Source organism: Rhizobium sp. P40RR-XXII (genome assembly GCF_012641405.1).
GTDB lineage: Bacteria > Pseudomonadota > Alphaproteobacteria > Rhizobiales > Rhizobiaceae > Rhizobium.
On the sequence record NZ_JABAII010000003.1, the window covers coordinates 387,760 to 400,132 of the forward strand.

Here is a 12,373-nt window from a genome sequence, read left to right on the forward strand (position 1 = left end):
GCGCGGTCGCGTACGCGGGTCATTCGTCAACCGGACGCGACCTGAAGCTGGTCGCGTCCGGAACTATTTTACTTCACTTCAAGCAATGTCGAAGCGGTCGGCGTTCATCACCTTGGTCCAGGCCGCAACGAAGTCCTGCACGAACTTCTTCTCGGCGTCGGATTGGCCGTAGAGTTCGGCGAGCGCGCGCAGCTGCGAGTTTGAGCCGAAAACAAGATCGACCCGTGTGGCGGTCCACTTGACGTCGCCGCTTGCGCGATCCCGTCCCTCGAAGACGTCCTTGGCATCGGAAACGGCCTTCCACTCCGTGCCCATGTCGAGCAGGTTCACGAAGAAGTCGTTCGTCAGTGCTTCCGGGCGCTTGGTGAAGACGCCATGCTGGCTCTGGCCGACATTGGCGTTCAGCGCACGCAGGCCGCCGACGAGAACCGTCATTTCCGGAGCCGTCAGTGTCAATAGCTGTGCCTTGTCGATCAGCAGCTCCTCGGAAGAGACGCTATAGGCTTTCTGCTGATAGTTGCGGAACCCGTCTGCCATCGGCTCGAGAACGGCAAAGGCCTCGACATCGGTCTGTTCCTGAGATGCATCGGTGCGACCCGGAGCGAAGGGAACAACCACATCGTGGCCGGCCTTCTTCGCAGCCTGCTCGACGGCGACCGAGCCGCCGAGAACGATCAGATCGGCGAGCGATACCTTCTTGCCGCCGCTCTGGGCATCGTTGAACTTCTTCTGGATGCCTTCGAGCGTCTGCAGCACGGAAGCGAGCTGGGCTGGCTGGTTGGCCTCCCAATCCTTCTGCGGAGCGAGACGAATGCGGGCGCCATTCGCACCACCGCGCTTGTCGGAGCCGCGGAAGGTGGAGGCGGAGGCCCAGGCCGTCGAAACCAGCTGCGGAATGGTCAGGCCCGATGCGGCGATCTCGCTCTTGAGGGTGGCGATATCGTTGGCGTCGATCGATGCATGATCGGCCGAAGGAATCGGATCCTGCCAGATGAGCTCTTCGCTGGGCACTTCCGGGCCGAGATAACGGGTGTGCGGACCCATATCGCGATGGGTCAGCTTGAACCATGCGCGGGCGAAGGCGTCAGCAAACTCGTCCGGGTTTTCGAAGAAGCGGCGAGAAATCTTCTCGTAAGCCGGATCGAAGCGCAAGGCGAGGTCCGTGGTCAGCATGGAGGGAGCGTGACGCTTGGACTTGTCGTGCGCGTCCGGGATGGAGCCGGCGCCGGCGCCGTGCTTCGGCACCCATTGATGCGCGCCGGCCGGGCTCTTCGTCAGTTCCCATTCGTAGCCGAACAGGTTCCAGAAGAAATTGTTGCTCCACTTCGTCGGCGTCGAGGTCCAGGTGACTTCGAGACCGCTGCCGATCGTGTCGCCGCCTTTGCCGCTGCGGAAGCTGTTCTTCCAGCCGAGGCCCTGTTCCTCGATGCCGGCTGCTTCCGGCTCGGGGCCGACATGCGCCGCATCGCCTGCGCCATGGGTCTTGCCGAAGGTGTGGCCGCCGGCGATGAGAGCCACGGTTTCCTCGTCGTTCATCGCCATGCGGGCGAAGGTGTCGCGGATGTCGCGTGCTGCTGCAAGCGGATCGGGATTGCCGTTCGGGCCTTCCGGATTAACGTAGATGAGGCCCATCTGCACGGCAGCCAGCGGGTTTTCCAGGTCACGGTCGCCAGAATAGCGTTTGTCGCCGAGCCAGGTCTCTTCCGCGCCCCAGTAAATGTCCTCTTCCGGTTCCCAGACGTCTTCGCGACCGCCGCCGAAGCCGAAGGTCTTGAAGCCCATGGATTCCAGGGCGACGTTGCCGGTGAGGATCAGAAGGTCGGCCCAGGAAATGCTGTTGCCGTATTTCTGCTTGATCGGCCAGAGCAGGCGGCGTGCCTTGTCGAGGTTGACGTTGTCAGGCCAGCTGTTGAGCGGCGCAAAACGCTGCGTACCGGAGGAGGCGCCGCCGCGGCCGTCGCCCGTGCGGTAGGTGCCGGCGCTGTGCCAGGCCATGCGGATGAAGAGCGGGCCGTAATGACCGAAGTCGGCCGGCCACCAGTCCTGCGAATCCGTCATGAGGGCGGTAAGGTCCTTCTTGAGGGCCTCCAGATCGAGCTTCTTGAACTCTTCCGCATAGTTGAATGCCTTGCCCATCGGGCTGGACAGCGCGGAGTTCTGATGAAGGATCTTGAGGTTCAGCTGGTTTGGCCACCAGTCACGGTTCGAACGGGCCGAAACGCTTGTGTTTCCATGCGGAAACGGACACTTGCCGGCATTTTCGACTTTTGTATCCATAATTTTCTCCCTTACGATGATGTGGACTGCGACGACTGGAGAAAGGGGTTGGTGACCCTCCCGGGAAGTCGTTTGGTTTTATGACAAGCGTAACGGCGGCATGTCCGACGCATGAAAATCTCTCATTGTATCGACCTCGCATAAAGCGGATTCGCGGAAAACCGACAAGTCAAATGCCTCGCTTTCCAAACGGTCCGCGCGTCGATGAATTGAACGCAGTCAATGCTCTCAATGTGAGCTTCGTATGACAGGCGGCCGCATCTCATCTCTGCGGCGGGACTATAGCCAAGGCTACCCATTAATTTAAGTTGGATTTCCTGATTGGTGCGATAAGATAAACTTATGACAAATTTGACTTTCAAGCAGCTTCGCTATTTCGAAGCCTTGGCCAGGCACGGCCACTTCGGACGCGCCGCCGATGTATGCGCCATCTCTCAGCCCGCTTTGTCGATGCAGATCAAGGAATTGGAAGAGCAGCTCGGCACGGATCTTTTCGAAAGAGGTGCGCGGCAGGTTCGGCTGACGAATTTCGGAGAGGCTTTCGCGGGCCGCGTCCGCAATATCCTGCGATCGGTCGATGAGCTCGGAGACCTTGCGCGCGCATCGCACAACCAGCCTGTCGGCCGACTGCGAATCGGGATCATTCCGACGGTCGCCCCGTATCTGCTGCCGAGCATCATCGGCAATCTCTCCCGCATCTATGACGGACTCGATATCCATGTGCGCGAGACCCTGACGTCGAAACTGGTGGAGGAGCTGGAGGAGGGGCGGCTTGACACCGCCATTGTCGCTCTGCCCGTATCCGAGCCGTCGCTGACGGAAATCCCGCTATTTGCCGAAAACTTCGTGCTGGTGCGGCCACGCGAGGATGAGGGCAAGCCGGTGCCCAACCGCGAAGCGCTCCGCGAAATGCGGCTGCTATTGCTGGAGGAGGGGCATTGCTTCCGCGATCAGGCTCTGTCCTTCTGTAATATACAGTCGGCCCTTCCTCGGGAACTGATGGATGGCAGCTCGCTGTCGACGCTGGTGCAGATGGTCAGCGCCGGCATCGGTGTCACCCTGATACCGGAGATGGCCGTCGCGGTGGAGACGCGCTCGGCTTCGGTTTCGACCGTGCGCTTCCAGAGCCCGCAGCCCTCGCGAACGATCGGCATGATCTGGCGCAAGACGAGCCCCCTGGCCAGGCAGCTCGCGCAGATTTCCGAGGTGGTTCGCGAAGCCGCCGACGCAATGCGCGAGCAGCACGATTCGATTTCGCGCACACAGGATCTGGAATTTGACGGTCGTTTGCAGCTGCCGGCAACCAGCCGAGACGGCCGGTGATCCCTCGCGAACCAATCATCTTTACACGCGCATGTTAACGCAGCTCCATTCTTTTCCACAGGGGAGGATGTTTCAAACGATTAAAATTATTTCAATCGTTTAAATGATTTAACGCCTTGATTTACAAAGAAACTCTTCCATGTCATGCCGTAAATGCATGGCAATGGAGGTCGTGATGCAAGAGTTTGAAAACGTAAGAGATGAAATTCCTACGTATGTGATTGATCGCCTAGAAAATGAATGGCGGCTCATGCAAGCTGAGAACGTGCCGTCCAAGACCGGACTGCGGGCTGAAACGCCCGTCAACACCGCGCCGGCAACCTCCGATGGTCTCCGATCCCTCGATAAGTAATCGTTTCCGGAGGCCGGATCGCGCTGCACCGACAGGCTGTAACTCCTGCAATGCTGTCCGCCGGCACTGCCACTTTTCCCATTGCAGCCCCTAAAAAGAAACAGCCCCGGCCTAAGCCAGGGCTGTCGTTTCTATCGCTTCAGGCGTCGAGATAACGTTCCGTCAGCCGTGCCCACATGGCAGCCCCCACGGTGAGGCTTTCGTCGGCAAAATCATATTTGGCGCTGTGAAGGACGGCGGAACCGATGCCGTTGCCGAGGCGCAGGAAACTGCCCGGCTTGTGCTCCAGATAATGCGAGAAATCCTCGCTGCCGGGGATCAGGCCACAGGTGGCGACCTTGTCGGCGCCGACGAGCTCTTCGGCCACCATGCGCGCGAATTTCGTTTCCTTCTCCGAGTTGACGACGACCGGATGGCCGTGGACATAGTCGATCTCGACGGTCGCGTCGTAGCCCTCTGCGACTGATTGGGTCAGCTTGCGTATCCGGGCCTCAAGCAGCTCGCGCACCTTCGGATCGAAGGAGCGGACGGTCAGCAACATCTTGGCGCTTTCCGGAATGACGTTCGAAGCTTCGCCGGCATGAATGGCGCCGACCGTCACGACCGCGGTCTGTGTCGGATCGATGCTGCGGGCAACGATCGTTTGCAGGCTGACGACGAGATTGCAGGCAACCACGACGGGATCGACGGTCAGATGCGGGCGCGAGGCATGGCCGCCCTTGCCTATGATGGTGATCTCCACTGTATCCGCCGCCGCCATCAGCGGGCCGGAGCGCAGCAGCCAGGTGCCTTCCGCCGCGCCCGGGTGATTGTGCAGGCCGAAAATGACATCGAAGGGGAAGCGTTCGAAGAGGCCATCCTTGATCATCGCCGGAGCGCCGCTGACCGCCCCTGCCTCTTCGGCTGGCTGGAAGATCAGGTTCACCGTGCCGTTGAAGCGGCGGGTGCGAGCGAGATATTCAGCAGCCCCCAGCAGCATCGTCGTGTGGCCGTCGTGACCGCAGGCATGCATCTTCCCTGGCGCCTTGCTGGAGTAGGGGCGACCGGTTTGCTCGGTGATCGGCAGGGCGTCCATGTCGGCGCGGATCGCGATGCTCTTCTTGCCTGCCCCGACCGTCAGACGGGCGACGACACCGTGGCCACCGACATTGCGCGTCACCTCATAGCCCCAGGCTTCCAGCTTCTCGGCGACGAAGCGCGCGGTTTCCGCTTCCTCGAAGGAGAGCTCGGGATTGGCGTGGAGATGCTGTCGGATGCCGGTCAGTTCGGCCTTCATCGGCTCGAAGTCCGAGAGGCGGGCGAAATCGTTGTCGAGGGTCATGGCTATTCCAATAGTTCGCTTGAGCCGCCATCCGCCATAGAGCGTGCAGGCCTCACTGATGATGGGCCTGCCGCGCTAGATGAAGCGCGACAGGAAGCTTCTGGTGCGCGGATGCTGCGGATTGCCAATCACATCTTCCGGCTTGCCCTGTTCGACGATCTTGCCGCCGTCCATGAAGACGACGCGGTCGGCCGCTTCGCGGGCAAAGCCGATCTCGTGGGTGACGACGATCATCGTCAGGCCCTGGCTGGCAAGATCCCGCATGGTCGACAGGACCTCGCCGACCAATTCCGGATCGAGCGCCGAGGTCGGTTCGTCGAAGAGCATCAGCTTCGGCTTGATCGCCAGTGCTCTCGCAATCGCGACGCGCTGCTGCTGGCCGCCGGAAAGCTGCCTTGGATAGTTGTTCGCCTTGGCCGAAAGCCCGACGCGGTCGAGCAGTGCCAGCGCATTCTCGGTCGCTTGGCTGCGGCTCTCGCCATGGATGCCGATCGGCGCTTCGATGACATTCTGCAGCGCCGTCATATGCGGGTAGAGATTGAACTGCTGGAACACCATGCCGATTTTGCGCCGCTGCAGCGCGATCGCATGATTGGACAGTTTGACCAACCGCCCTTTGTTCAGCCGATAGCCGACCTGCTCGCCATCCAGCTCGATCGAGCCGCGATTGATCGCTTCCAGATGATTGATGCAGCGCAGGAAGGTCGATTTGCCGGAGCCGGACGGTCCCAGAATGACGACCACTTCGCCCGGCATCACATCGAGGTCGATGCCTTTCAAGACTTCGAGATTTTCGAAGGATTTATGGACGTTGCGCGCCAGCACCAGCGGCGACAAGTCGGCAACAGTGCTCACTGGCGTAGTATTCATCGGGGCGTTCATTGGTTCGCCTCCTGCGCCGGCGCGCTGTCCTTTGCGGCCCTCATCCCACCGGAGCGGCGGTCGGCGCGGCTATAGTAGCGCTCGATATAGCTCTGGCCCATGTTCAGCACCGAGGTGATCAGCAGGTACCAGATGACGGCGACGAGCAGCATCGGGACGACTTCGAAGGTACGGTTGTAAATCGACTGCACGGAATAGAGCAGATCGGCCATGGCGATGACGCTGACGAGCGACGTCGCCTTGATCATGCTGATGAGCTGGTTTCCCGTCGGCGGCACGATGGAGCGCATGGCCTGTGGAATGATGATGCGGCGCAGCGCGCGGATGCGCGTCATGCCGAAGGCTTCGGCGGTCTCGAACTGGCCCCTGTCGACCGAAAGCAGGCCGCCGCGAATGATCTCGGCCATATAGGCGGCCTCGTTGAGGGCAAGGCCGGCAATCGCCGCCGTCATGGGACTGATCACCGAATTCGTGTCCCAGCTGACGAAGGTTGGGCCGAAGGGAATGCCGATCGACAATGTGGGGAAGAGCGTCGAGAGATTGTACCAGAAGATCAGCTGCACGAGGAGCGGCGTGCCGCGGAAGAACCAGATGAACAGCGAAGCAAGCGAGCTTGCCAGCGTATCCTTCGACAGCCTGGCGATCGCCAGCAACAGGCCAAAGGCGATGCCGAGCGCCATGGCGACGACGGTCAGGCCGAGCGAGACATAGAGCCCGCTGATGACGACCGGATCGAAGAAATACTGGACGACGACATGCCAGCCGAAATTCTCATTATGGGCGACCGACCAGGCGCAATAGGTTGCGATCGATAGCGTTACGATCCAGGCTGCTACGCGGCCCTTCGGAAACGGTGTGTGGGCGTTCGCCACATCCCGCTCGGACGCATCGCCGGATGGCGATGCGATGTTTCCGGCATTGGTGCTCATTTCGGCAAGGTCCCGCCAAGATTGATACCCGGCTCCTTGATCATATTGTTCTCAAGGCCCCATTTCTTCATGATGGCGGCATAGGTGCCATTATCAATCAGAAGCTTGACGGCATCCTTGAGAATAGGCCCTAGCGGCGAGCCCTTCGGTACCACCGCGCCCTGATAGAGGTCTTCAAAGCCGTTCTTCTGGCCGACACCGGTCAGCGCCAACTGGCCGTTCGCCTGCGAAACGAAATAGGTGAGCGGCGCCTGCGAGGAGAAGAAAGCATCGGAACGCTTTGAGCGGACCGCGAGAATCGAGCTTGGCTGGTCGGTGAAGGACTGAATCTCGATTGCGCCTTTGCCATCGGTCTTGCATTTTTCCGCCTGGACCTGGATCACCTTTTCGGCCGATCCGCCCGCCATGACGGCGATGCGCTGGCCACAGGCGCTGTCCAGCGAGGTAATGCCCTTCGGATTGCCCTTTTGAACGGCGAAGACGACGAATTCCTGTACCCAGTCGACGAAGTCGTTTGCTTCTTCGCGGCTCTTGAAATCGCCGATCGGGCCGAAGGCGAACTGATAGCGGCCGGAATTGATGCCGGCGAGGATGGCAGGCAGTCCGCTGACGCTTTCATGTTCGATCTTTAGGCCAAGCACTTCGCCGATCGCGTCGGTCAGATCGGCGCTGGCGCCGGTCAGCTTGGTGCCGGTGACGATCTCGTAGGGAGGGAACGAGCCGTTATTGACTGATATCATCTTCCCTGCCGTGCGGATCGCGTCCGGCAGCTTGGCCTGCAGGTCCTTGTTGACCGAGAGTTTCGGCAGGCTGGCATCCTCCGCATAGGCGGCGGCGGACATCATCAGACTTGCGAGTGCGAGGTAGGTTATCTTTTTCAACGACATATTCATTCCCCTTTTTGCTTTGCGTCTTTGAAATTCAGTCGGTGATCAGGCAGCACTTGTCCTGCTGCCGTCGACGTCGAAGGCAAAGAGTTCCTCCGGCGCCATCAGCCGCGGCAGGATGCCCTGCACGTGCAATTCCCCAGCGAAATCGGCGACCATCTTGCGGTTGGCGGCAAAGCCGCTCGCATCCCAACCCTCGGGCAGCTCGGCCGCCGATTTCAGCAGTTCGTCGAGCATGAATGGCGTGGTGTCGGCATATTTGCGCCGCTTGCTCAGCCAGACGCGCTGCGATTCATCGATGAGAGCGCTCAGCTCGGCCATGACCCAGGGATGCTCGGCGACAAACTCCGCGTTCAATCCGATCAGGTGCATACCCGGTACATAGCCCACGTCAGCAAAATAGCGATGCTCGGCCGCGCGGAAATCCGGGAGGACCTGGCGGAAACCGGAATTGCCGGCGAAATAGCCGTCCGGCATGAACGGTGTGAAGATCGCGTCCAGCTCGCCTTCCTTGAGCAGATCCACCATCGGCCTTTCACCCGGGGCCGCCTCGATGCGGCCGGGGCGGCCGAAGCCGTCGAGGCGATCGGTGATCGGATGGGCTTCGGTGAGACGGCCGGCATACCACATGGCATCCTCGACGCCGACGCCTTCGCGCCGGAGGGCTGCGCGCGTCCAGGTATTGCCGGAGTCGCGCCATCCGGTGACGCCGATGCGCTTGCCGGCAAGTTGGGCGAAGCTCGTGATCGGGCTGTCCTTGGAGGTGATGACGCAACGGTGGCGGAAGCCGCGCATGATGAAATTCGGTATCCCGACCACGCTGTCATCGCCATCTATGCGCAGCTGCGTGTAGCGGCTGAAGGAGGTCTCGGCAGCATCATACGCATCGCTCTTGCCGATATGTGAGATCAAGGTACCGACGCGGTCCACCTTGATGTCGAGTTTCGGAGAAGAGACATCGCCCAAAACCAAAGGCGTCATGTAGTCCCAATCACGGAGGGCAAGGCGGAGAGTAAGGGGCATGAAATTCACTCGCGGGAAAACTTATTTTCCCATTGATTAAATGTTCAAAATAACACGATCAAATGTTATTACGTTATTGAACATTAAAAATGGCGCGGAAATGAGCGAAATCCGAGACGCGAAATGGTTTGCCGAAAAATTGAACGATCGGACGATCCGCGGTATCGCGCTGGAGACCAGCGCGCTTATTCGCGCCGGCGCGCTGCCTGTTGGTACCAAGTTGCCCCCGATCCGGGATCTCGCCTTTGTCCTTGGGGTGAGCCCGGCAACCCTATCCGAAGCCTGGAGCGAGCTCAGGCGCCAGAAGATCATCAGCGGGCGCGGCAGGAACGGTACATGGGTCAGCGGCGATCGCTTCGTTGCCAAGCCGGCGCGGCTCGCAAGCGTCGGTGACTACGGCTCCGACGCTCTGAACCTGACAGCCGCCGTTCCCGACGTGCGATTGCTGCCGAAGCTGGAGGCGGCGATGGCCTATGGAGCCTCCGCTGAAAATCTCAACAGCTACGAGCGCAGCCGGATCTTGCCGGAGCTGGAGGAGCAGGTCAGGAAGACGTGGCCCTACGAACCCGAGGCGTTTCTGGCAACCAATGGCGGCTATAATGCCGTCTATACCTTGATCAACGCCCTGGTGATGCCGGGAGCGACCGTTGCGATCGAGGACCCGACCGCCATGCGCCTTCTGGATATCCTCGAGGATCGCGGTGCGCGCATCATTCCGGTGAAATGCGATGAGGAGGGGCCACTGCCGTCGTCGCTGGACGAGGCGCTGCGATATCGTCCGGTCGCTTTCATCTTCCAGCCGCGCATTCATTCCGTCACCGGCCAGAGTGTGAGCCCGGCGCGCATGGCGAGCATCGCCGGGATTCTTCGCGGCAAGGATACATTGATCGTCGAGGACGACGGCGTTGCCGATATCTCGACGGCACCGCGTCATTCGATGGGGCAACTCTTTCCCGATCGCGTCATCCATATTCTATCCTACTCGAAGACGCATGGGCCGGATCTGCGGCTGGCGGTGTTGTCGAGCTCGCGGGCGATTGTCGAGCAGATCCAGTCCTATCGCAGCTTCAGTGCCGGATGGACGAGCCGGATTCTGCAGGCGGCCGGTGCCTGGCTGCTGCGCGATCCGGCGACGGCGGTATGTCTCGACCACGCCCGGCAGACCTATCGGCAGCGCCGGGCCGGCCTCATCGATGCGCTCGGCGAGCGCGGCGTCAATGCGCGCCACGGCGACGGGCTGTGCGCCTGGATACCGGTTTCGTCGGAGCCCTTCGCGGTGGTGACGCTTGCCGCCAGAGGCATCGCGGTGCATCCCGGCGCCAAGTTCTCCATTCTGCCCAGCAGCCACTTGCGCGTGGCGACGGCCAATCTCTCGGAGCGGCTGGAAGAAGTTGCCGATGCCATTGCGCTGGCGGCCGTCCATACGTGACCGGCCATGTTATCGGCTCGGGGTCGCGCCTATGCTTTTGGGTGCGCCTTTCCAGGGTGATGCATATTTTACCAGGATCGCGGCAAGCTTTGCCGAGAGGAATGCAATCACGGAAATCGCGACGAGATAGATCGCGATGTAGATCGGCTGCGGCAGTTGGACGTCGCGCATCAAATGCCCGTAGATCTCGGTAAAGCCGCGATGGCACATGTAGATCGGATAGGAGAGGTAGCCGAGAAAAATGCCGAGCCGCTGCAGCCTGGCCGGCAATTCGAGCATCGTGCCGGCAAGGACGATGAGCGGCGAGATCAGGATGCAGAAAACAAGCGCATATTTCAGCGAATAGGTCGGAAGAAACAACAAGGCTGAGATCGCCACGATCGGCAGCAGGGCGGCATAGCTGTTCATGGTCCAGCCAAACGCTGTGCTGCTTCGCAGCCGATAGATGATCATTCCGAGCGTGAAGGAGAAGAAAACGCGGGCAAAGCCGCCGTCCACCGAGCGCCATTCCCAGCCGAGATCAAGCGATTTGTGCAGGAAGACGGAGCCGATCAGCAGCGCCAGCGATGAGGCAGCAATGAGGATGAGGCTCCGTGTTGTCAGCCTGAACAGCGCGAGCGCGAAGACGAGGTTGGCGAGCAATTCCCAGAAGAGCGACCAGGCTGGACCGTTCAGCGGATAGAGCGCCCAGATATCACCCGCCGATCGGGTCAGAAAGCTCGGCGAAGGCAGCATGAAAACCGTCGTGAGGATGCTTGCCCAGAGATCGGCCTGTCCGACGCCCGCCGCCTGCCAATGTAATAGCAATTGCACAAGACCGTAGACGCTGCCGATCAGGAAGAGCGGGTAGAGGCGGGCATAGCGCGCCTTCATGAAGGCAAGAACGGTCATGCCGCCGGCGAGTTTCTCACTATAGGCCCTGGCGATGACGAAGCCGCTGAGCACGAAGAAGAAGTCGACCGCGATATAGGCCGATGGGGCATAGGGCCTGTCGAGGTGATAGACGACAACGGCGAGGGCTGCCAGGCCGCGCATCGCATCCAGGGCGGCGTATCTATGTTTCGTTGCGTCAGCCGGCATTGGTCGAAGCCTCGTTGAGCGGAAGGATTGCGCCTGCTATCCGGCGGCGCGCGCCCCGAAAAACTCATTTCTCAAGTTTCGATCGAGCGGGCGCACCCGCGAAAGATTGCCCAGGAATTGGCGGGGACTTGTGAGTACCGACCGGTTGAGGAAATGGGTCCTGATCAGACCGGAGGATTTGCTATGGGCGCCGCTATGGCCGACCCGATAGATCGCACCGCGGAAGGGAAGGGACCCGAGCGGGGAGCCGGCATCGGCGAGCAGCTTGCCGATGCGCACATGGCTGCCGAGCATGGATTTGATATAGTCGACCTCGGCGTCCGCGAAGCTTGCCGGCAATCGGTAGAGATCGGAGCGAATGATCAGCGACGTGCCGCAGTAATTGGCGAAGTCGTTATGGTGCAGCAGCAGCCGGCCACCTTCGTTCCAGAGATAGCCGCGATCGATTTTCCAGCCATTGGCATCGGTATTTTTGGCCGCGAAGTCGACGATGTTGGCGCTGACGAAATCATCGTCGTCGACGATCATGAAGAAGCGGGTGTCGCGCGCCGACAGCATGCCGCTCAGAACGCGGCGGCCCTTGTCCAGCCGGAATGCGTCGTAGACCTTCTCCCGGTCGGCGCCGTTGATGTCGTGGAGCTGGTTCGGCGGAAATGTCACGCGCGCCGCCGTAAAATTCGGCGGCAGGTCGGGCAGATCTGCGCCCTCATTGGCAACAACGACACCGCGCCAGTTGCTGTTGGATTGTCCGGAGATCGAGGCGATCGTTTGCGACAACCGCCGTTTCAGCGCGGGCCAATCATTGGAGTTGGCCTGGTGGCGAACGGGAATGATGAACGTAACCAGTGTCATGATGCGCCTTTCCGACGT

11 protein-coding genes are annotated in these 12,373 nt (G+C 60.6%); 3 read left to right on the forward strand and 8 right to left on the reverse strand.

The features are described 5' to 3' along the window. Nucleotides 1-78: 78 nt before the first annotated feature. Nucleotides 79-2,277 (reverse strand): catalase/peroxidase HPI, encoded by a 2,199-nt coding sequence (katG, locus tag HGP16_RS08185; RefSeq protein WP_168839509.1) that lies wholly within the window; start codon nt 2,275-2,277, stop codon nt 79-81. A gap of 342 nt (nt 2,278-2,619) precedes the next feature. Between katG and HGP16_RS08190 the strand changes: the two genes are divergently transcribed. Next, nucleotides 2,620-3,600, forward strand: a complete 981-nt coding sequence (locus HGP16_RS08190; RefSeq protein WP_168839510.1) for a hydrogen peroxide-inducible genes activator — start codon at nt 2,620-2,622, stop codon at nt 3,598-3,600. A 175-nt stretch (nt 3,601-3,775) separates the two neighbouring features. Beyond that, nucleotides 3,776-3,952, forward strand: coding sequence for a hypothetical protein (locus tag HGP16_RS08195; protein WP_168839511.1), 177 nt, complete (start codon nt 3,776-3,778; stop codon nt 3,950-3,952). Nucleotides 3,953-4,091: 139 nt separating this feature from the next. Here the strand turns inward: HGP16_RS08195 and HGP16_RS08200 are convergent, their stop codons facing one another. The 5 genes from HGP16_RS08200 to HGP16_RS08220 form a co-directional block, all read right to left on the reverse strand. Next, a complete protein-coding gene (locus tag HGP16_RS08200) occupies nt 4,092-5,273 on the reverse strand; it encodes a M20 aminoacylase family protein (RefSeq protein WP_168839512.1) in 1,182 nt (393 codons plus the stop codon). 75 nt (nt 5,274-5,348) lie between these two features. After that, nucleotides 5,349-6,155 (reverse strand): amino acid ABC transporter ATP-binding protein, encoded by an 807-nt coding sequence (locus HGP16_RS08205; protein ID WP_281408208.1) that lies wholly within the window; start codon nt 6,153-6,155, stop codon nt 5,349-5,351. Further along, on the reverse strand, nt 6,152-7,084 hold the full coding sequence (locus HGP16_RS08210; protein ID WP_168839513.1) for an amino acid ABC transporter permease: 933 nt from the start codon (nt 7,082-7,084) through the stop codon (nt 6,152-6,154). The genes HGP16_RS08205 and HGP16_RS08210 overlap by 4 nt, the downstream gene beginning before the upstream one ends. Continuing rightward, nucleotides 7,081-7,971 (reverse strand): ABC transporter substrate-binding protein, encoded by an 891-nt coding sequence (locus tag HGP16_RS08215; RefSeq protein WP_168839514.1) that lies wholly within the window; start codon nt 7,969-7,971, stop codon nt 7,081-7,083. The genes HGP16_RS08210 and HGP16_RS08215 overlap by 4 nt, the downstream gene beginning before the upstream one ends. 45 nt (nt 7,972-8,016) lie before the next feature. Beyond that, nucleotides 8,017-8,994: an ABC transporter substrate-binding protein gene (locus HGP16_RS08220; protein WP_168839515.1), complete on the reverse strand. Its 978-nt coding sequence runs from the start codon at nt 8,992-8,994 to the stop codon at nt 8,017-8,019. A 100-nt stretch (nt 8,995-9,094) separates the two neighbouring features. Between HGP16_RS08220 and HGP16_RS08225 the strand changes: the two genes are divergently transcribed. Next, nucleotides 9,095-10,423, forward strand: a complete 1,329-nt coding sequence (locus HGP16_RS08225) for a PLP-dependent aminotransferase family protein (RefSeq protein WP_168839516.1) — start codon at nt 9,095-9,097, stop codon at nt 10,421-10,423. A gap of 9 nt (nt 10,424-10,432) precedes the next feature. Here the strand turns inward: HGP16_RS08225 and HGP16_RS08230 are convergent, their stop codons facing one another. Together HGP16_RS08230 and HGP16_RS08235 are read right to left on the reverse strand one after the other, a co-directional pair. Further along, nucleotides 10,433-11,503 (reverse strand): acyltransferase, encoded by a 1,071-nt coding sequence (locus HGP16_RS08230; RefSeq protein ID WP_168839517.1) that lies wholly within the window; start codon nt 11,501-11,503, stop codon nt 10,433-10,435. A gap of 36 nt (nt 11,504-11,539) precedes the next feature. Then, nucleotides 11,540-12,355, reverse strand: coding sequence for a galactosyl transferase (locus HGP16_RS08235; RefSeq protein ID WP_168839518.1), 816 nt, complete (start codon nt 12,353-12,355; stop codon nt 11,540-11,542). Between the last annotated feature and the right edge of the window lie 18 nt (nt 12,356-12,373).

Coding starts and splice junctions, on each gene's coding strand:
- katG (WP_168839509.1), bottom strand. CDS start 2,277: ATGGATACAAAAGTCGAAAATGCCGGCAAGTGTCCGTTTCCGCATGGA.
- HGP16_RS08190 (WP_168839510.1), top strand. CDS start 2,620: ATGACAAATTTGACTTTCAAGCAGCTTCGCTATTTCGAAGCCTTGGCC.
- HGP16_RS08195 (WP_168839511.1), top strand. CDS start 3,776: ATGCAAGAGTTTGAAAACGTAAGAGATGAAATTCCTACGTATGTGATT.
- HGP16_RS08200 (WP_168839512.1), bottom strand. CDS start 5,273: ATGACCCTCGACAACGATTTCGCCCGCCTCTCGGACTTCGAGCCGATG.
- HGP16_RS08205 (WP_281408208.1), bottom strand. CDS start 6,155: ATGAACGCCCCGATGAATACTACGCCAGTGAGCACTGTTGCCGACTTG.
- HGP16_RS08210 (WP_168839513.1), bottom strand. CDS start 7,084: ATGAGCACCAATGCCGGAAACATCGCATCGCCATCCGGCGATGCGTCC.
- HGP16_RS08215 (WP_168839514.1), bottom strand. CDS start 7,971: ATGTCGTTGAAAAAGATAACCTACCTCGCACTCGCAAGTCTGATGATG.
- HGP16_RS08220 (WP_168839515.1), bottom strand. CDS start 8,994: ATGCCCCTTACTCTCCGCCTTGCCCTCCGTGATTGGGACTACATGACG.
- HGP16_RS08225 (WP_168839516.1), top strand. CDS start 9,095: ATGAGCGAAATCCGAGACGCGAAATGGTTTGCCGAAAAATTGAACGAT.
- HGP16_RS08230 (WP_168839517.1), bottom strand. CDS start 11,503: ATGCCGGCTGACGCAACGAAACATAGATACGCCGCCCTGGATGCGATG.
- HGP16_RS08235 (WP_168839518.1), bottom strand. CDS start 12,355: ATGACACTGGTTACGTTCATCATTCCCGTTCGCCACCAGGCCAACTCC.